Genomic DNA, 20,198 nt, shown 5'->3' on the forward strand with positions numbered 1-20,198 from the left:
GCTTCGTCATTTCTGATATCTGACCAGGGTTGTCATTCATCACGTCCAGGTTCTGAATGGATTTCAGCCTGTTTCCCCTTGACATTACCGCCACTCTCATTTATACTCTCTTTATTCATTGAAATTTATTTCAATGAATAATTATTCAGCGGATCGGCTTCGTCTCGCCTTTATTCGTGAGGCATAAGCATTGTTGAAAGGAACAACGATGGAACTTGATTTACATGCTTTGGAGGCCCGTACACGTTATAAGGTCCTCACCGGCTCGATTGTTCCCAGGCCGATTGCCTGGGTTTCGACGGTGGATCGAAATGGCATCGCCAACCTTGCACCATTTAGCTTTTTCAATGGAGTGAGTCACGATCCTCCAATCATTAGCATCTCACTGCTTCATGAACCTGGAAGGAGTCAGATGAAAGATACGTTACAGAATATCCTTAGTAGTGGTGAGTTTGTGGTCAACATCGCGGACGAGACGCTTGCACAGGCGATGAATGAGACTGCGACGGACTATCCCTCTCATGTTGATGAGTTCGCGATGGCTGGGCTGACGGCTGTCCCTGGAAGCAAGGTGTGCGCTCCACGAGTGGCGGAAGCCCCTATCAGTATGGAATGCCGTCTCTACGGCCTATTGCCGATAGGAACGGAGCAGAGTGGCGCGACACTGCTTCTCGGTGAGGTGCTTCTGATGTACGTTCGTGATGAGATCATCGATGAACGTTTCCATATTGATATTCGGAAGCTACGTCCTCTGGGAAGACTTGCAGGTTCAGACTATACCTACGTTCACGAAACCTTCTCCATCGTTCGTGGTCATTACGATCCGGCGAGCGGCACTGTTGTTCCTCTCAAGGGATGATGGAGAGCAGAGGTTCGCTTCTAGAACAGCAAGAAAAAGGCAAAACACAAGGAAAGAAGAAGGGGAAAAGTAATGCAGCACGAACAGGTGAACGTTGTTTCGGATGGGGTAACACTTCGTGGCTGGCTCTTCCTTCCAGAGCCGCCGCACAATGAGTCTGTCCCTGTCATCGTTATGGCTCACGGCTTCGCCGCAGTCAAAGAGCAGTATCTTGCTCACTTTGCCGAGGTATTTGTACAAGCAGGTTTGGCGGCCCTGGTGTTTGATTATCGCAATTTCGGCACGAGTGACGGTGAGCCACGTCAAGAGAGTGATCCGTGGGCGCAAATCCGTGACTACCGTAATGTGATCAGCTATGCACGGACGCGCAAGGAACTGGACGCTGACCGTATTGGTGTCTGGGGAACCAGCTATAGTGGGGGACATGTGCTCGTGCTTGGTGCGATTGACAAACGCATCCGGTGTGTGGTGGCACAGGTTCCCACGATTAGTGGTTATCAGGCCTGGCTCAGACGCATGCAACCAGATCAAATCACTCGAATGAATGAAGCGTTCGCCATTGATCATGAGCGTGTCTATGCGGGTGGGTCACCGGCGTTAGGCCCTGTAATCCCTGAGACAGCAGGAGGGCAAGGACGTTATGGCAGCCCTGATGCGGTCGCGTTTTTCTCACGCCCAGAAAGCAGACCAGCCACCTGGCACAATGCGATTACCCTCCGTTCGAATGAGATGGCTCGTGACTATGAGCCAGGAAGCTACATCGCTCGCATCAGTCCAACGCCTCTCTTAATGATTGTATCCGATTCCGATACGGTTACCTTTACGGACTTAGCACTTCATGCATATGAGCAGGCACTTGAGCCAAAACGATTGGTATTACTTCCTGGCGAACATTTCACACCCTATGTAGGGACATTTGCAGAAGCGAGTGCGGCGGCAAGAGAGTGGTTTCTGACTCATCTCATGCCAATGAGTAAGGACACTTTGTAACCACAGAGGTCAGGAGTGGACTTGACCCGCTTTCGTAGAGTGCCTAAAGATGAGATCTGAGCGAGAGGAATTACGCAAAAACGTAGATGAAATACAGATTGGCTTGAAGAGCGCATTGAGGCGATTTTTGAGAAAAACTTCTCTCTTATACTATGGCAGTGCAATTTTCTCTCATCTCCTGGTTGCTTTTTTTCAAAGCGATTGATAAACCGAACAAACGCCAGCAGGATAGACTCGCCGTCATGGCCCCTCAATGTGCCATAATGTAGGAATGAAAGAACCAGCAATATTGTATCTCCTGGTGGGGCTTCCAGGCGCTGGCAAGACCACAAAAGCCAGGCAATTAGAAGTGGAAGCCTCCGCCTTACGATTGACTCCAGATGAGTGGATGAAGACATTATTTGGCAGAAACGATCCGGCAACAAGAGATATCTTGGAAGGTCGTTTGATCTGGCTAGCTCTGCGTGCTCTTCAGCTTCATACCAATGTCATCCTGGATTTCGGATTTTGGAGCAAAGATGAACGCTCGTCTCTGAGATGGATCGCCAGGCAGATAGGAGCGAAAAGTCAGGTGATTTATTTGCCGATTGACCCGGAAACGCAACGGAAGCGTGTCCAACGCCGCTATGGAGAGAGTCCGGACCAGACATGGCAGATGAGCGAAGAGGAACTGATGGAATGGCGTGCCTTCTTTCACGAAAACGAACCGGATGAAGCCGAGTTAAATGGTACCATCCTGGAGGATGCCCCTCCTGGATATGAGTCCTGGTCTGCCTGGGCGGCCTCGCGCTGGCCGTCGTTCCCCGATGAATATGCATGAGCATTTGAAATGCTACGATGAGATCCTGTTCGGGATGTGCGGTGTACTGCTGATCCTGTTCGTATGAATTGCAGTGGTACTGGCAGTTATACACATACTCTCCAATCTACCATCCAGGTCCCTTTGCGAGGAGCCTGTGGATGGCTCGCCTCTCTTCTAATTCTCTTCTATAGATTGGTTAATTTCCCAGATATTGCCTTCAGGGTCGGTAAAATGTGCCGTGCGTAGTCCCCAGGGCTGGCTAATGGGAGGTTTGAGGAAGGTCACACCCCTGGACTTGAGCGTTTCATAGGTAGCGTCAACATTTTCTACGCCGGTTGCTAGCAGAAAGCGCGCGCTCCCCTCGATCTTGACCGGGTTTGCCTCATCACTGAGCAGATTCGTCGCCGTCGAGGGGGCTAGCAGGAGAATATACTGGTTTTCCATCTTAAACGTCGCTGAGCCAGCGTCCTGAAAGACCAGCGAGAGTTCCAGCGTATCCCGATAGAATTCAATAGATTTGGAGAGGTCCTGAACGAATAAGACCGTTGCATCAATTTTGTGAAACATCGTTTGTATCCCTTCTTTCTTGAGTGAGTTATCACAGCAAGGTTTTTGCCTATTGTGAATTGAACTCTGTACTTTTCAACCTGTGCTCGCACACGAGATGAAAAACAGCATTTTCCACAAATGTAGCCCCAATTTGCAAAATGGCGATGGCAGAACTCAGATCGAAAGTGGTTCTTCTGACCTCTTCCTGGCTGATTCCCATGTTTCACCTCAAAAAACGTCGGACAGTCATGCTATTACCACGTAGCACTGGATCAAGTATGAGGATCGTTGATCCTCACCAGGTATAGAAACTGTCTACCCCATAGGTTCCCAATGCCAGGGAAAGCTCGCCTCCATGATGGATCTCCTGTTCCATGACATGCCAGACAATCCACTGCCGTGTATGTGGAGGCTCTTCCTCTTGCCCATGGCTCCGTCGCCATTCCTGCTGAGAAGCCGGAGGTACAATAAGCTGTTCCAGATCCGCAGAGGTCCAGCGGTCCAGGGCGGAAGAGATTACGCGCCAGGTCTCCTCAAACATGGCGACCAGTTCAGCGGCCTCAGGCACAGCTGACTCATCGCTGGACGCCCAGCGGTCTATAGCGACCATCGCGGCATTTTCTTCCCTCATCCATGCAAAGAACCAGTTGACGCGTGTACCGATCATACGGGCGAGAAGCTCTCCGATGGACACAGAATGTGGTGCCACAGAGAGGGCAAGTTGTTTGGAGGAAAGTGGTGCGATCGTTTTGACCATGGCTCGTTGATAGTTTTCCCAACCTGGTTTGTAAAACGTGGCCAGGGGAGATACCTGTTCTGTCATAGCTGCCTGCTCCTTGCTTCTGATTATGTGCTCCCATGAGGAGGAGTGTGAATAGCATAGCAGAGAGAAAGGAACAAAACTTCTTCTATCTTGCTCTTCTTGCCACGCAGGATCACCGCTGCGCATTCCAAAACACGGCCTCGAACATTGCTGGACCAGATGCGTATACATAATTCACATTGAGCAACATCCCGAATCAATATGCCAGTTATGACGTCAGTCACCACAATCTTTTGGTATCTTAACCCTGTTGGAGTATTGCAACAGTATCAAGCTTGAGGTTATATTTATTTGGGATTAAAGGATAAATATGTATAAGGGTAAAGTGAATGCAGAAAAAGGTCTTTTGGTAAACGCCTTGCTTGCTGCCTCTGCACAGAGATAATTACCTGATACATAGTTGTAACTTGTTTGAATGAAATGGAAAGGGCAACTGGATGGCTAATTCAGAGCATCTGCAGTTATTTCGTGACCCGCAGCAGTGGGAGGCGTGGCGCCTGCGCTTCCCAGACATCGTGCCAGATTTACGTGCGAGTGATATATCGTCTTTTGATCACATGGATGGCAGAAATGTACAACAGGTCGATTGGTCAGAAGCCGATCTGAGCTATATGGATTTGGCAGATGTGAACTTTGAAAGAGGCATCTTTACCCATGCGTTCCTCAATTCGGCACAACTCTGCAATGCCTCTTTTGCTTTTGCTGATATGCGTCAGGTGGATCTTTCCTTTGCAAGTTGTCGAGAGGTGAATATGTCTTATGCCAACCTGCAGGAAGCATGCTTGGCGAATACAAAGATGGGGTATGCACAGTTGAGGGCGGCTGATCTGCAGAAGACATACCTCAGGAAAGCTGACATGCGTTTCGCTGATCTTCGAGGGGCAACGCTTGCAGGAGCGCGAGCGTGTGAATTGCTGCTTGTGGGTGCCAACGTTGCTGGCGCTGATCTCACTGGTGCCGACTTGAAAGGGGCTGATATACGAAGAGTCAATATATTGGAAACGCAAAGTGGACATGATCTTACCCAGATACACTTAAGCTACACGAATTTGAACGAGTTGAATTTGCGGGGAGCGGTCATGCGCGAGATGGATTTACAAAAAGTCTCTTTCCAACGCACGGATTTACGAGGAGCTGACCTACGAGGCGCCAACTTGACTGCCGCCATTTTTGACCAGACGATGATTGCTGGAGCGCTTCTAGATGGAGCTCTGCTCAATTGGGATATGATAACGCGATCTGATGATCTCTTGACCCTGCATACGATGCCAAAGTGGTGGCTGGCTACAAATCCACGCCAACGTTGGCGAGACATCCAGAAATGGAATGAAGGAGAAACAGGTTCGTGATTCTTCTCGGTGAGGAACATAGTTGTGTGTGTATGAAGGGAGTACCTATAATGGCTAATCCAGAACATGTTCGGTTGTTTTTTGAGGACAAGCTTTGGGATGAATGGCGTGAATCCTATCCACACATTGTACCGGATTTACGAGCAACTGATTTTTCAGGTGGTGAAACGAGTACGCGAGAATTCCAACGTGTGAATGGCTCGGGGTCCACATTTCATTACATGGATCTTACGCTGGCCAATTTTGATGAGGCTTGTTTAGTAGGTGCTTCCCTTAGCTGTGCGTTCTTAGCTGAATCGTCTTTTGTGGGGGCTGATCTGCGTGGTGTTGATTTATTTGATGGTATGTGTAGTTGTGTGAATATGAGTTCTGCCAACTTGCAAGGCGCGTTTCTTGTGCGTACCATTATGAATGATGCGAAGCTGTGTGCTGCAGATTTACGCAAGGCGACGCTACGCAAAGCTAGTCTTGAACGTTCGGATCTGCGTGGTGCGAACCTCGCGGGAATACATGCGAGTGAATGTATGATGTATGATGTCAATTTCGCTGGTGCTGATCTGACCGGTGCTGATTTCCGATGGACCAGTTTATCGAGAACAAACATAGTAGAAGCTCGCAATGGTCTTGATTTGACGCATCTCAAACTTCGTGGTGCTTATCTGTCCGAGACCAATTTGCGTGGAGCGCTCATGAGAGAGATGGATTTGAGGAAAGTCGATTTCCAACAAGCGGATTTACGAGGAGCGGATCTACGAGGAGCTAATCTTACGAAGGCTTTCTTCGATCAGACGATGGTAGAAGATACCTTATTCGATGGTGCTCTCGTGGATTGGGATCAAGTGACTCTATCCAATGGTTTATTGACCTCGAAGCATAAAATCTATTCTGAGGATTGGGTGAAGTGGGACAACGAACATGATAAGGAGGAGTGGGAAGAAGCGTAATCATGCACTCTTGGAGGCGTTCTTTGCGACAGGGGTAACCAGGAGGTAATATTGAGCGATTATTTATATGCATGTTTTTTCCTGGAATCAAGTAAAGAGAAAATGTATTGGTGGCCACTGATATTTGAGGCAATGCATAAGAGCTTATTGAGGTTTCCAGTGCCCCAAAGAAATGATCATAAAGGCGTCTATTTTTCTACCACCGAGGGCGATGACATCTACTGTTCTTTTCGTGACTTGTGGTCAACTATTTATGACGACCATGATGACGTCCTTGTGTCTTTTTGGTTACCTAACAGTGCATTTTATGTCCAGGTGTCGCTTGCTCAAAATAATGATTTCTGGCAACTGGATATAACCCTTGATGAAGGTATGTTCAATGCTGATAGTATTGACGACACAAAGTTACTATTAAATACATTCATCAATTGTAGTATAAATTTGTATGCAATATGTAACCCTATACAGGTAAGATTGTATTGGGATGAAGATATTTCTACATTTCCAAAGCAACTCAATTTGCTTCAGATGACCAATTCACTGGAGGAAGCACAGTCCCAAATTCTCTCTTTTCGAGATCAGCAATTGCATTGGAGAGAAGTTGCACTCATTTATAATACAAAATTATCCGTCCTTGATCCTTTTCCATTATGGGAGGGAAATAGCTGGGGTTTTATTTCATTGCCTTAAGACTTCTCATGATCTCAGGATGATGTCTAGCTTTGTGCTAGACATCATCTGGTGATAATCTATGTACGTCATGCTGGTAAAAGAGTAAATGATTGGTGAAGATTTACGAGAGTATAGTAAAAGAAAGTTTGCTTAGCGATTTTCCAGATAAAGGTTCTCCCACCTTAGCCAACTATGCTACAAATTTTGTGGGATTACCAGCAACTCTTGCGGTAGCCAGTGTATTTTGGCCTCGTATTGTTGAAGTAGGAGACCTGATATTTTTAGCGGAACAATATCAGCCCTCAAAGGATGAAATTGGTCTAGAACGATACGAACAAAAGAGAACTCAAGAGGAGAGACGTTCTCTGGAACGTGTGATGAATGCTTCATCTTTGGGGCAAATGTTTTATGCAGAGAAGTTAGAGATATTGGAAAATGAACAACTCCTGGATGCCTTTGGAGAAACACTAAAATTCTTTTGGGCTTTGAGACTGAAGAATCTTTTTCCGGATAAAGACTTTGTTGTTGAGATAGGAGATAATATTGGAGGTGAAGAAGGTCGAGTGATCACTTTTTACCAAAGATAAGTTCATCCGCCCGCATCCCCTTTTTTTATATGTCCCTAAAGGCGAGTGGGAAGATGGACCCCTACAGTCTTATTTCGAACGTTATGCACCTGATTTGGCGTTCACTCACATTTAGGGTAAAAAGTAAAGACTTCCTACCTTGTGAAGAGTTATATGAAGGGTCCATAGAAATAGGTTTCTGGCATGAGTAGAATAATGTGTATTCTATGGATTACAAGCGATATTTACTCCGTAGGATGTACGTACAATAAGGAATAAGAAAATGATGCCACGAATGGCGACTTCTTTTTGTGTGTATGGTACATCATATCGTGATGTAGGAATAGCTGGTTTACAGGGGTTGCTTAAAAGTGGATATACGCTGCTGGAACCACTAGAATGTACTCCATACCTCATAGATAAAGACGATTATGATGATACGTTTTATGTATCGATTGATACAAGTCTTGTACCTGTAGAAGAACAAGAAAAGATGATACAGGCTCAATTAACACAACTTGTCCCACACACACTTATTGCAGCTAGATTTGAGGCGCCATTTGCGTCTGGAAAAGAAGAGATAACATTCAGTGTGAGAGAGATTGATAACCTTTCATGTGGTGTGGCCATTGGTGGTAGTTATGATACCCTGGTTGAAGAATTGCCTCAGCAGATAGCAGAGCAAAATATGAGAACGTTTGCACACATAGGGATGGTAGTCTATAATCACGTCCATCCTATTTACGGCGTTCAAAGCCCTTGGATCCCTATTATAGGATTGCAAGAACTTCTTGAGACTAACGAATCTTTACCTCTTGACTGGACTTTTTTTGGTCCAGGACTTATGCGTCAGCTTCAACGAGACGTTTCACTATTTCATAATGCACTCTGGGTCGAATATTTTTTAGACGGTGGCGTATTCTTTGCCTTTGCTGATTGGATGGATTATGGCATGGATCCTCAAACCTCTCCTTTAACGAAGAAATTACGTGAGGCTTTACATACTCATCTTGATTGGAAAAAGATGGTATCGGGCTACTGATATCACCACTACCAATGGGGTCGCCCAACGACCAAATACTATAGCGTGGGTGAACAATGGGTAGTCATGAAGAAAGTTGGTGTACTCGCCTTCCTATCTGTTACCTGATATGCTGGGCAGCATCACTATCGCGCTCAAACCTGATTGCACAGCTTGCACAGTGTGATTGTTTGCGACTTTTGGCGGTATTTGCCGCTAGCGTGGATGTACAGGTATACCTTTTATTGTTAAGGACATGCTAAGTAGCGATGAAAACGTCATAGATTCAAGTGAATCATTGGACTTTTTTTAACGGTTTTGTTTGATGAAGGAGTATCAGATGTCCAAAGGTAGCGCTGACGTATTGAAACTGCTTGAGGCGAAGGGCATAGCATTTAGCCATGTGCAATACGAAGATAACTATATCTTAAAAAAGGTAAGGTGCATGGTTAGAAATACAGCTTCAATTCCTCCAGAACTGTGGAGCTTGGATACGTTACAAGAGCTCACTATAGAGGGAGATGATATTGCAGCTATTCCACCAGATATTTACAAATTAAAGAACTTGAGACGACTCTGCATTGCGGGACCACGAATTACCTATATCCCACCTACCATTGGAACATTGCAGAACTTGCGACAATTAGAGATAGTCAATACTCACCTCTCATCTCTGCCAAAAGAAATTGGCCAATTGTCATTGCTGGAATCTCTTATAGTACAGTCTAACCGCCATCTAACGTCACTTCCTGAGGAAATAGGGTCATTACATAATTTGCAGCAATTACATTTGAGGTACAATGGTCTCACCTCTTTGCTGCTGCGGATCAGCCTTTTAAAAAAACTACGCTTTATCGATGCGACTGCAAATGATTTATCGGTCTTTTCAGCATCCATCTGTTCTGTTCTTTCACTAGAAGAGCTTGATTTGTCAGAAAATCATCTGGAATATATCCCTCAAGAAATTGGACAACTGAAGAGCTTAAAAAAAATGTACCTTTCTAAGAATACTATTCGATTGCTTCCTCCTGAGCTGAATGAATTGACTGCTTTAACCGATCTCTTCCTTTTTCATAATCACATAAGACATCTTCCGGATGATATATCATCTTTACAGAATCTGGCATTTTTGCGTCTAGATCATAATCAGTTAGAAGTGTTTCCCTATGTTATTTTACAACTCCGTCACCTTAAATGTTTGGACTTAGACTATAATCATTTGAACGCATTGCCTGCAGAAATTGGGCAGTTAAAGAGCCTGGAAGATCTTTCTGTGGCTGGTAATAATCTACGAGAACTTCCGAAAGAACTTGGGCAATTGAATAAGTTGCAAGGACTGGTGGTTGCAGATAATCACTTACAAGAACTTCCTGTAGAAATCTGGCAGTTACCTCTATTGGATTACTTAAACCTGAGCCAAAATCAATTTCGATTGCTTCCTAAGGAAATGGGACAACTACAAAAATTAACAACGTTAGATATATCGAGGAACCCCTTAAAGGACATACCTGTAGAGGTGAAAACACTTCCTAATTTGGTTGAATTCAGTAGTGATTTTGAGTATCCATTCCAGTAGTCTAGAAGCGGAATGATCAGGAATGAAGAACCAGAATACCATGGAAGCATGAGAGCAATGAAGGATGCACTCCAGCCAGATCACTGAATATTACTGAGCACGGAAGATGACGGAAAACCATTTTCTGGTGACCCTGTGCGGCATTCGAGATCGTTGAGTCGCTTTTTGTGAGATCGATACGTAGCTACCTTTAGTGAATGGCTACCAAGGACGGCCCTTCTTGAGAGGTCTCAAAGGGAACACACGCCCTGAGCGCCAATCCTGTCCCATTTCTATTAAGGGAACGATGGGGCAAAGAGATAGAGATGCATCATGTGGACGACCACATCCATGAGCATGCTGTTGAGGGCGAACACGTGAGTATTCCATCAGGGCGAGGCGGGCATTCCCCCTCGCAGTAGCAAGTACACAGGGATGTGTTTGGGAGGAGATGTTATGAAAGCTGTGGTATACAATGGACCGCGCGACGTCAGCGTGAAAGAGGTGCCGGACGCGAAAATCGAGCGACCGACCGATGTCTTAGTGCGAATTACGAGTACAAACATTTGTGGCTCTGATCTGCATATGTACGAGGGCCGGACCGATTTCGAGAAGGGCCGGATCTTCGGACATGAGAATCTCGGCGAGGTGGTCGAAATCGGCAGTGCCGTTGACCGGATTAAGGTGGGCGACATGGTCTGTCTGCCGTTCAATATCGGCTGCGGCTTTTGCCGCAACTGCGAGGCGGGCCTCACCGCGTTTTGCCTCACGACCAACCCGACCCCTGGCGTCGACGGCGCGGCCTATGGTTTCGCCGACATGGGACCCTATCAGGGAGGGCAGGCCGAGTATCTCCGGGTGCCCTACGGCGACTTCAACTGCCTGCGCCTGCCAGACGATGCGCGCGATCCGCAGAAGCAACTTGACTATGTAATGGTGGCTGACATCTTCCCGACCGGCTGGCACGCCACTGAACTTGCTGGGGTAAAGGCTGGGGACTGGGTAGTAGTCTACGGAGCAGGACCGGTCGGGCTGATGGCGGCGTACTCCGCAACCCTCAAGGATGCCAGCAAGGTCATGATTGTCGATCGTCACCCCGACCGGCTCAAGCTCGCCGAGCAAATTGGCGTGATCCCCATCGACGACTCGAAGGTGAATCCGGTGGAAGAGGTGCTCAAATTTACCAACGGAAAAGGGGCCGACAAGGGTTGCGAATGCGTGGGCTACCAGGCGCACGACCCACAGGGACACGAGCACCCGAACATGACAATGAACAACCTGGTGAAATCGGTCCGCTTCACCGGTGGGATCGGCGTAGTCGGCGTCTACATCCCCCAGGATCCGGGGAGCCCGGACCAGATGTATAAGCAGGGTAAGATCTCGTTTGACATGGGCCTGTTCTGGTTCAAAGGCCAGCACATCGCCACCGGTCAGGCCAACGTCAAGGCCTACAACCGTCACCTGCGCGATCTCATCCACGCGGGCAAGGCCCACCCATCCTGGATCGTGTCGCACAACCTGTCCCTGGACGAGGCGCCAGAGGGCTATCAGCATTTCGACACGCGCGACAACGGCTGGACCAAAGTGGTCCTCCATCCTACGCATTAACTCGTGAGGAGGTTTGTGATGGCTCCAACGTCCCTTCCCACGGTCCGACTTCCATCTGGTGACACCATTGCGGTACTCGGGCAGGGGACGTGGGGCATGGCCGAAGACGCACGGCGCCGCAAGGAGGAAATCGCGGCTTTGCGCCTCGGTCTCAACTCGGGATGACCGTGATCGATACTGCCGAGATGTACGCGGATGGCGCCGCTGAAGAACTCGTCGGTGAGGCACTTGCCGGACGACGCGACGAGGCGTTCCTGGTGAGCAAGGTCTTGCCACAGAACTCGACCCGGTGCGGAACAATCGCCGCTTGTGAGCGCAGCCTGCACCGCCTCAGGGCAGATCATCTGGACCTCTACCTCCTACACTGGCGTGGGCAGATCCCGTTGGAGGAAACGCTCGACGCCTTCGCAACACTCGTCCGCACGGGGAAAATCCGCTTGTGGGGTGTGAGTAATTTCGCCGTCTCGGATCTGGAGGAACTGCTGACCCTTCCTAGAGGTGCCGCTGTCACTACCGACCAGGTTGTCTACAACCTCACGCGACGCGGGATCGAATATGATCTGTTGCCCTGGTGCCGCACACGAGGTCTCCCAATCATGGCCTATTCGCCCATCGAACAGGGGAGACTGCCTGGCCACCCTGCGCTTGGGGAAGTGGCGGCCAGGCATGGCGTGACGCCGGCTCAGATAGCGCTCTCCTGGGTCCTCCGGCACGCTGGTCTGAACACTATTCCCAGAGCAGGGACCACGGCGCACGTACGAGAGAACCATGCTGCGCTCGATGTGCACCTGACCGAACAGGATCTCGCTCAACTCGACCGCGTATTTCCCGCGCCGACTGGGCCGCGTCCGCTTGAGATGCTGTAACAGGAGATCTCTCTTAAAGACGAAGGAGAAAACATATGGTAAACGAGCTTCAAGGGAAAAAAATTGCATTTCTGGCCACCGATGGAGTCGAGCAAGTAGAACTGGTGACCCCCTGGAACGCCATCAAAAAGGCAGGAGGACATCCGGTGTTGGTGTCCATCAAACCAGGGCAGATTCAGGCCACCAACCAGGACATCCACCCGGCGGATACCTTCCCAGTCGATACGACCGTTCCGCAGGCTAAAGCTTCCGATTACGACGCGCTGGTCCTGCCTGGAGGGACGTGTAACCCGGATCGGCTACGCATCAACTCCGACGCGATGCAGTTTGTGCGCGCGTTCTTTGCTGCGAACAAGCCCGTTGGCGCGATCTGTCATGGCCCGTGGTCCCTGGTGGAAACGGGCATCGTGGCCGGGCGGACCGTGACCTCCTGGCCCAGCCTGCGGACGGATATACACAACGCCAGTGGCACCTGGGTGGACGAGGAGGTCCACCAGGAAAAGGGGCTGGTGACCAGCCGGAAACCTGACGATCTGCCAGCCTTCTGCCGCGCGATCATTCAGGAGTTTGCGCAGGTCAGCCTTCTACACCAGTAACGAGACGCAGATCGCACCGCAACCATGGCATGAATGGAGAATATATGGAACGCATCACGCCTTGACTTCATCCCCAGGGCACAGGCAACTTTGTCAGGTTGCCTGTGCCTTGCTCGCTGACATACATCCTGAGAATCGTGCCAGGCGTGCCGCTTCATCTCCATCGTAGAGATAACAGGTGCCTGGATTGTCAAAGTTAAAGAGAGCAAAGGTATGATTGCTTGTACACATCTTGATCAAATACGAAATGTCAAGCCTCACTCGTAGCGTTTGATAAAGTTCTGCTGAAGAAAGGCTCACCACATCAGTGGCACCTACTCCAACAAAGCCGAACAAGTGAAGACGGCATTCCAGAACAATCGCTACGTCTATGGGAGTCCATGGGTTCATGCCGAGCTGGATGCGCAAGGGCTTCATTGTGCGTGAAAACGGGTATCTTGTCTGATGCGCGAACAGGGATTCTTTGCAAAACGTCCACGTCATCGCACGGTTACCATGCAAAGTGAACTAGATGCGCAGGTAGCTCCCAACCTGCTTCAGCGCGACTTCAGTGCTGATGAACCAAACAGCAAATGGGTAGCGGATGTGTGCCCGTAAGGCGTGTTTTGTAGTGTCCTGGAGAGGACTAAGGGTAGAGAGATCCCGTATGACCACCGAACTCAGCGGAGAGGGAAACCCTAAATGGGACCAGAGCATGTTCGGGAGCATATTTATAAAGGAACATCTGGAGACATTTTTAGCGGATGTGAGAATGACTTGGAAAGCATGGAAGTTGCATATAAACAGGCCGAAATGCTCGCAAGTACGCTTCGGGAAGAAATTGATGAACAACGTCAGCGAGTGAAAAAGGGTAAGGAAAAAATCGAGAAAGATAGTAAAAACCAGGCAAGCCCCTGGCTCTTTTTTTGCCACCAAGCGTATAATAGATTGAGAGAGAAGCTATTTGTAGAGCATCAACAAAAATAGTTGAATTGGAAGTCAGATATGCCGAAGCCCACTATAGTTGTGGTAGATGATTCGCCCACTGTCTTACATCAGCTTGAACATGATCTCCAACGGAAATACAGGGACCGCTTTCGCATCTTCGAAGCGACCTCGTGCCAGCAGGCCATCAACCAGCTCCAACAAATGAATGTGCAAAACGAGCTGGTTGCGGCTTTCCTGGTTGACGCGCAGATGCCAGAGATGCAGGGCTCAGATTTTCTAAAAGTTGCGCGTGCTCTCTATCCAAAGGCCAAGTGCATTTTGCTCACAACCTACGAGGACAGCCGCGCCACCATCCAGGCCATCAACACTTCACTCATCGATTACTACATCATGAAACCCTGGGAGCCACCGGAAATCCACCTCTATCCCGCGCTCGATGATCTACTTGCAGACTGGCAGGCCTTTTATGAAACATCATTGATACAGCTACGCCTTGTGGGGCATCGCTGGTCCCCCCAGATGCATGAGATTGGCGACTTCCTGGCGCGCAACCGCATCCCCTACCAGTGGCTCTATATCGAAAATAGTTCGGAGGCGAATCAGGTGCTGGCTCAGTTGAATTTAAGCCAGAAAAATTTGCCGGTTGTGGTCTGTCCCGATGGCTCTTACCTGATCAGGCCCAGCTTAGTTCAACTTGCGGAAAAAATCCATCTCAAGACGCACGCGGAGCAACCCTTCTATGATTTGATTATTATTGGCTCAGGACCTGCCGGGCTTGCCGCGGGAGTCTATGGCGCCTCGGAGGGATTGCATACCCTCCTTATAGAGCAAGAGGCTTCTGGAGGGCAGGCGGGAACCAGTTCGCGAATCGAGAACTACCTCGGTTTTCCGACGGGATTATCGGGAAATGATCTTGCGTGTCGTGCTGTCATCCAGGCTAAACGCTTTGGTGCGGAGATTATCACGCCGCAAAAAGCTACGAAAGTGCGCCTGGATGGACAGTATCGCTGCGTTGAATTAAGCGATGGCACAGAGCTACGCTGCCATGTCCTCGTGCTCGCCTGTGGGGTCTCCTATCGGAGACTGGATGTATCAGGAATTGAGCACCTGACGGGGAAAGGGGTTTATTATGGTGGCTCAATCACCGAAGCCATGGCCTGCATCGATGAAAATGTGTATATTGTCGGTGGCGCAAACTCCGCTGGACAGGCCGCCATCTACTTTGCGAAATACGCCCGCCACGTGACAATGTTGGTACGCGCTGACTCACTCGCAAAAGATATGTCCAGGTATCTCATTGACCAGATTGCGAGCACAAATAATATTGAGGTCAAGACCAGTACACGCGTTATTGCTGTCCAGGGCAAGCAACACCTTGAAAGTATCACGATTATCAATGATATCACCCAGGAAGGGCAGACGTTACCTGCGACCGCCCTGTTTATCTATATTGGGGCTGAACCTCATACAAGCTGGCTAAAGAGCGTCGTTCAAATGGACGAGAAGGGCTTTATCGTAACTGGCTCTGACCTGGTTCACGAAGGGCAGGTTCCAAAAGGTTGGCTACTCAATCGCGAGCCCTTCCACCTGGAGACCAGTGTTCCCGGTACTTTCGCTGTGGGCGATGTACGTCACGGTTCTGTCAAGCGCATTGCCGCTAGTGTCGGAGAGGGATCCATGGCTGTGATGTTCGTACATCGTTACCTGGAGAACTCAGCCTTGAGGGCGTAATGGCTTTGACCTGATTGATTGCTAACGACTCATGCGAAAAACGCCGCTCCGAGTGCGGCTAAGGAGATGGATCATGGAATGTTCCATAATCTAGAAGGACAATGTCCCTACCTGCGGCCGATCAGAACGCTTCAGATTGGCGATACATCTCTATAGCCAGGATACCATTGACGATTTCTCGTCGGACAATCACCTCCTGGGTAATATTGGAGGGATAAGATGCGAAGACGATTTTTGATGTGGTGGCAGTATATAATGCGACATCGGGTACTGAGTAAAGGGATAGCCATTGCGCTAGTCGTCTCCATTGTTGCCATTATGGCTGGCTACCACCTGAACTGGACTGGTTTTCAAGGGAGAACACTCTGGGACTGGCTCAACCTTCTTGGCGTTCTGGCAATTCCAGTAGTAGTCGGCGTGGGAACAGCATGGCTTAGTACTGAACAGGCGCGAGAAGCCGCCCTCCATGGATACCTCGATAAAATGGCGGAACTCCTGCTGAACGAGAACTTACGTGAGTCAAAAACCAATACGGAGGTGCGCGCTGTTGCTCGCACACGCACCTGGACCGTATTGCGACTATTAGATCCTGGCCGCAGAAGCATTCTCTTCATGTTTCTGGCAGAATCTGAACTTATCAGTATCATCGATTTGAGCAAGGCCAATTTCAGCGGAGCCGATCTCAGTGAAGCGGACCTGCGAGGTGCGGACCTGCGCGCAGCTAACCTGAGCAATGCAGATTTACGTGGGGCAAACCTTGACGGGCTCAACCTTCTGGCAACAAACGTTACTACGGCACAACTCCTTCAGGCCAAATCACTCGAAGGGACTATTATGCCCAACAAATCTCGATCTTCCTGTAAATCTTGAAATTCCATGAGGTCATTGGAACTCCGTCAAATTTGGTGATTTGAATTCATCCATACGGTAACGGGCGAATCTTCATGCTTGCTGGGACTCGCCCCAAAAAAGCTTGCCGCAGCCCAATAGTGACTCTCCCCTCCGCGATAAAACTGGTGATTCCATTGAGTCCTGCTCGGAACCAAAATCATGCAGAGATAGTGCGCATACGCGTCAGACAATCATCATAGACGGCTAATTGTTTGCGTTGTTCGATCCGCTCATCGATATCAGCGATCCCCTGAATCTCTCGCATCTTCTCTCGGTGCAGACGCCGTACTTGTGATTTGATCTCTCCAATATCGTCGATCTCTTCCAGCAACAACAATACTTCATTGACGGCCTCATAGAAAGCTCCCTGCTTCTGTTCTCCACGCTTACTCTTCGCCTCAAAATAGGTAATTAATTCTTGCTTCGTTTTCATCTGTGCCATGTGGACGCAACTCCTCGAACAGTTGTAATAGTAATTGGCATAGTCTTGGATCTTGCCGGATATACCGAGAGTATATCACCCATCTCGCCCATCGCAATTATCCTCCTACCCCTCTTTTGACCACACGTATTCGCGTAAGCAGATCGCATTTCTCTGGCTATCAAGAGTACATCGGACTAGCTGTAAAAGCTACGGTGAAGCAGGGCTTTTTAATTTTCCTCTTCCTGGCGCCTACGGCGCCAGAGTCTGGTGTGGTGTGTTCTGTGGGCGGCCGCGGCCGCCCACAGAACACACCACACCAGAAATACTCTGTATATGATTGGCCTGACAGTTACTCCCGGCTGAAAATGAAAAAGCCCTGACGGTGAAGACGCAATAATGGACAGTCACGCCTCTTAGGCGTACAATATGTGGAGCAGTCTGCCTACTCGCTTAAAAACGAGTCCGCAGAAGTTTTCCCTTGCCGCATTATTAGAGCGAGTGGCTCCGGTATGTTGTTTCTCCTGAATGCAACAGAAAAAGGACTCATGAAGGGAATGCGAGTTGCTATGGATGGTGTGTAACACCATTCACTTACCAGGGATAGTAGTAGAAAGCGAAACTGAATGCCAGATGGACGCATCCGTCACGATATCCGTCCGGGAATCGAAGTATCAATTGTCCTCAAGCAAGATCAGCGAACAGGAAAATTGACCCGAGGGATCGTCAAGGATATTTTGACCAACTCCGTTTCTCATCCACATGGGATCAAGGTACGGCTTGTCGATGGACAAGTTGGGCGCGTACAGAATATCGAAGAGTAATATGCCACACAAGGATGAGTTTGCTCCATTTCCAACGGTGGATTGTACCCAGGTATCATGAGCACGATACCTGGGTACAATCCACCGTTGGACTGTTTGTTTACACTCAGTTCAAACGAAAGTTCAAGCGATAAACGAAATAGTCATCAAAAGTGTATTTTGTGTAATATTTTTTGTTAATGAGTTTAAGCTTTTGTGCCATAGTTTGTGCTTGAGGAGAGCTGATTGGAAAGACGTATACGAAATCAGAAGCTTTTTTCAAATTTGTCGTATAGGGAGGATAACGATTCTCACGATGCGATGCAATATGCAAACTACTCGTAAGACTTACACAATCTATCTTCTCATTACTCTCAAACGCGATACGATAACACGTCCAGTATTCTGTATAAACATGTGTTGCACCAATCTGTAGAAGATTATGAATGAGTTCATGTTGTTTTTGATAAGCTTTCTGAGAAAAAGATATATCTTTTACCATACCAATCGTACCGTTTGCATAGACAAATAAGATGAAACATAAAAGTATCACTCTTAGAATGAATAATGGCTTCTTTGTCCGTTGAATAGTCACAGGAATATGTATCTCATTAAATCCATTCCAAAGAGGCCAGAGTAATGCTGGCGTTACGATGAGCAAATTGAGCAAGTATCGTGCATTTGCTGTTGGTTCAATGGCAGATGCTGGATTGTTTATATAAACAAAAATCGTAAGTGCGGCACTGATTAATAAACATAGACGCGCACTATGGAGTTTTAGAAGGAACTGCTCTGTGTATGGTAAATGTCGATTTGATTTTTGCTGGTAACGTGATTGACGAAGGGAGTTCCAAATCCTCCATATTATAAATGCAGAAATAAGAATTGCACTAATCCAGAGAAGAGAATAACCTAAGGTCCAGCCACCATGTTCTACAACACAGTGTAAACTAGCAGAATTATGGTTCTCAAATTCAGGAAAACTGATTTTTGAGCAAAGAGGATTAAATCCTGTGATTGTTGGTATAGAGATAAACAACGTTCCACTCAACTGTGTGCTCTTTGTGAGGTGTTGTTGAGCCATTTGTGTAGCCGTTGAACTTTGGATTTCTATCATTGCGCCCAGGGTGCTTTGATCAGTGTTGCTGAGTGTCAGATTATAATAAATTACCGGAGCAATACCTATTAAGATACCAAGAACTGCCCATAAACCAGCTTTTGAGAATACTTCATGGCGACAAAATATCAAGAGAAGCAGACCCACAGGAGCAATAAAAGGAATGATAAGCAGATCGCTCCAGATCCCTACACCCACTGCTAGTCCGAGGATAGCATAGAGCATCCAGCGTTGCCATCTCTCTTTCCTTGTAATCTCCGAATTTTGCACTGGTGCAGTAAAGACTAATTTATTGGCAATGAGAAAGATTATGCCAATAAGAAAGAGCATTTCTGGACCACCCCCAAAGGCTTTTAACTGATGACTGGTTATATCAAATGATCCAAGACTTAATAGAAGCGTTGTAAAAAGTGCCAGAGATCGATTATAAAGCTGGCGAGTAAGAAAATACATAGTGAGGAGAAAGAGTGCGAAAATAAAAATTAAGCCGAGGCGCAGCGTAAAAAGAGAGGAGCTACCCATGATGTGAAATAAAAGGGCCCCTATGTACGCTTCAATGCTTCCCATATACCCTTGTCCGTAAAAAAATATCGGCCATTGGCCGTGATAAGCGATGTGTCGGGCCATTAATCCCATGACACCTTCGTCGCTATTAGTGGTAGGGTAGTGCAATGCAATGAAGGCGATTCGTAGTAGACAGGCCATTATAGCTAAGGTGACCATGCCGAATTCATAAAGGCCAATATTTAGCTTTTTTAGGTGACCATGCCATGTATTCATTTTGTTCGATCCTTTGTGCTGGTTTCTGCAATTTATTTCTAGCTGAATGTTACTAATAGGAGTAGATTGGTTGAGGCAAGGAGATGGAATAAGTGGTGGGGGCTCCAACCCGGGTATCTCAACTCCGTTATATGCATGAAAGCAATCATCCAGAACTTTTTACTTGAACTCATAGCATCCTCATTCTGAACCAGGCAATGACATAATACTGGAATCTAGCTCCTATGGCACAAGGATGGTATGAGAAGTAGATAGAATTGCTTTTGGATAAATATAAATGATCTACTCATACCTATTAAATGGAAATTTTCTGGTTTCATAGCAGCTC

General features: G+C 47.9%; 20 protein-coding genes and 1 pseudogene. 17 read left to right on the forward strand and 4 right to left on the reverse strand.

What is annotated here, in order from left to right; genetic code table 11:
* The first annotated feature begins 208 nt into the window (after positions 1-208).
* The 3 genes from EL633_RS31550 to EL633_RS31560 all read left to right on the forward strand — a co-directional run bounded on the left by EL633_RS31550 (position 209) and on the right by EL633_RS31560 (position 2,669).
* The gene (locus EL633_RS31550) at positions 209-859 is read left to right on the forward strand and encodes a flavin reductase family protein (RefSeq protein WP_126631184.1); all 651 of its coding nucleotides are present in this window, start codon (positions 209-211) and stop codon (positions 857-859) included.
* A 72-nt stretch (positions 860-931) separates the two neighbouring features.
* On the forward strand, positions 932-1,849 hold the full coding sequence (locus tag EL633_RS31555) for an alpha/beta hydrolase (protein ID WP_126631185.1): 918 nt from the start codon (positions 932-934) through the stop codon (positions 1,847-1,849).
* Positions 1,850-2,120: 271 nt separating this feature from the next.
* The gene (locus tag EL633_RS31560; RefSeq protein WP_246039302.1) at positions 2,121-2,669 is read left to right on the forward strand and encodes a P-loop nucleotide/nucleoside kinase family protein; all 549 of its coding nucleotides are present in this window, start codon (positions 2,121-2,123) and stop codon (positions 2,667-2,669) included.
* Positions 2,670-2,825: 156 nt separating this feature from the next.
* Here EL633_RS31560 and EL633_RS31565 read toward each other — a convergent pair whose 3' ends face one another.
* Both EL633_RS31565 and EL633_RS31570 read right to left on the reverse strand, forming a co-directional pair.
* Complete coding sequence (locus EL633_RS31565) at positions 2,826-3,218, reverse strand: VOC family protein (protein WP_126631187.1); 393 nt, start codon at positions 3,216-3,218, stop codon at positions 2,826-2,828.
* Positions 3,219-3,495: 277 nt separating this feature from the next.
* Entirely contained in the window at positions 3,496-4,023 is a 528-nt protein-coding gene (locus EL633_RS31570) for a DinB family protein (protein ID WP_161982616.1), read from the reverse strand.
* 437 nt (positions 4,024-4,460) lie between these two features.
* Here EL633_RS31570 and EL633_RS31575 point away from each other — a divergent pair, with 437 nt between their 5' ends.
* From EL633_RS31575 to EL633_RS31630, 13 genes and pseudogenes are all read left to right on the forward strand, one after another.
* A complete protein-coding gene (locus EL633_RS31575) occupies positions 4,461-5,372 on the forward strand; it encodes a pentapeptide repeat-containing protein (protein WP_126631189.1) in 912 nt (303 codons plus the stop codon).
* A gap of 50 nt (positions 5,373-5,422) precedes the next feature.
* A complete protein-coding gene (locus tag EL633_RS31580; protein WP_161982617.1) occupies positions 5,423-6,316 on the forward strand; it encodes a pentapeptide repeat-containing protein in 894 nt (297 codons plus the stop codon).
* Between the two features lie 51 nt (positions 6,317-6,367).
* Positions 6,368-7,006: a hypothetical protein gene (locus EL633_RS31585; protein ID WP_126631191.1), complete on the forward strand. Its 639-nt coding sequence runs from the start codon at positions 6,368-6,370 to the stop codon at positions 7,004-7,006.
* Positions 7,007-7,101: 95 nt separating this feature from the next.
* A complete protein-coding gene (locus EL633_RS31590) occupies positions 7,102-7,575 on the forward strand; it encodes a hypothetical protein (RefSeq protein WP_126631192.1) in 474 nt (157 codons plus the stop codon).
* A 262-nt stretch (positions 7,576-7,837) separates the two neighbouring features.
* Positions 7,838-8,596 (forward strand): hypothetical protein, encoded by a 759-nt coding sequence (locus tag EL633_RS31595; RefSeq protein ID WP_126631193.1) that lies wholly within the window; start codon positions 7,838-7,840, stop codon positions 8,594-8,596.
* A gap of 319 nt (positions 8,597-8,915) precedes the next feature.
* Complete coding sequence (locus EL633_RS31600; protein ID WP_161982618.1) at positions 8,916-10,151, forward strand: leucine-rich repeat domain-containing protein; 1,236 nt, start codon at positions 8,916-8,918, stop codon at positions 10,149-10,151.
* Positions 10,152-10,586: 435 nt separating this feature from the next.
* On the forward strand, positions 10,587-11,738 hold the full coding sequence (locus EL633_RS31605) for a glutathione-independent formaldehyde dehydrogenase (RefSeq protein WP_126631195.1): 1,152 nt from the start codon (positions 10,587-10,589) through the stop codon (positions 11,736-11,738).
* A gap of 18 nt (positions 11,739-11,756) precedes the next feature.
* Positions 11,757-12,604, forward strand: a pseudogene (locus tag EL633_RS31610) (aldo/keto reductase).
* 35 nt (positions 12,605-12,639) lie between these two features.
* Complete coding sequence (locus tag EL633_RS31615; protein WP_126631196.1) at positions 12,640-13,200, forward strand: type 1 glutamine amidotransferase domain-containing protein; 561 nt, start codon at positions 12,640-12,642, stop codon at positions 13,198-13,200.
* A 444-nt stretch (positions 13,201-13,644) separates the two neighbouring features.
* On the forward strand, positions 13,645-13,797 hold the full coding sequence (locus EL633_RS36825; RefSeq protein ID WP_161982619.1) for a hypothetical protein: 153 nt from the start codon (positions 13,645-13,647) through the stop codon (positions 13,795-13,797).
* An 84-nt stretch (positions 13,798-13,881) separates the two neighbouring features.
* Positions 13,882-14,166, forward strand: coding sequence for a hypothetical protein (locus EL633_RS31620; protein ID WP_126631197.1), 285 nt, complete (start codon positions 13,882-13,884; stop codon positions 14,164-14,166).
* An 18-nt stretch (positions 14,167-14,184) separates the two neighbouring features.
* Positions 14,185-15,858, forward strand: a complete 1,674-nt coding sequence (locus EL633_RS31625) for an FAD-dependent oxidoreductase (protein WP_126631198.1) — start codon at positions 14,185-14,187, stop codon at positions 15,856-15,858.
* 255 nt (positions 15,859-16,113) lie between these two features.
* Positions 16,114-16,728, forward strand: a complete 615-nt coding sequence (locus EL633_RS31630; protein ID WP_246039304.1) for a pentapeptide repeat-containing protein — start codon at positions 16,114-16,116, stop codon at positions 16,726-16,728.
* Positions 16,729-16,906: 178 nt separating this feature from the next.
* Here EL633_RS31630 and EL633_RS31635 read toward each other — a convergent pair whose 3' ends face one another.
* A complete protein-coding gene (locus EL633_RS31635; protein ID WP_126631200.1) occupies positions 16,907-17,191 on the reverse strand; it encodes a hypothetical protein in 285 nt (94 codons plus the stop codon).
* Between the two features lie 605 nt (positions 17,192-17,796).
* On the opposite strand from EL633_RS31635, the gene EL633_RS31640 reads away from it, so the two are divergent.
* Entirely contained in the window at positions 17,797-17,994 is a 198-nt protein-coding gene (locus tag EL633_RS31640) for a YwbE family protein (protein WP_126631201.1), read from the forward strand.
* Positions 17,995-18,100: 106 nt separating this feature from the next.
* Here EL633_RS31640 and EL633_RS31645 read toward each other — a convergent pair whose 3' ends face one another.
* Positions 18,101-19,870, reverse strand: coding sequence for an ArnT family glycosyltransferase (locus tag EL633_RS31645; RefSeq protein WP_126631202.1), 1,770 nt, complete (start codon positions 19,868-19,870; stop codon positions 18,101-18,103).
* Positions 19,871-20,198 lie beyond the last annotated feature (328 nt).

Source organism: Dictyobacter alpinus (genome assembly GCF_003967575.1).
Classification (GTDB): Bacteria; Chloroflexota; Ktedonobacteria; order Ktedonobacterales; family Ktedonobacteraceae; genus Dictyobacter; species Dictyobacter alpinus.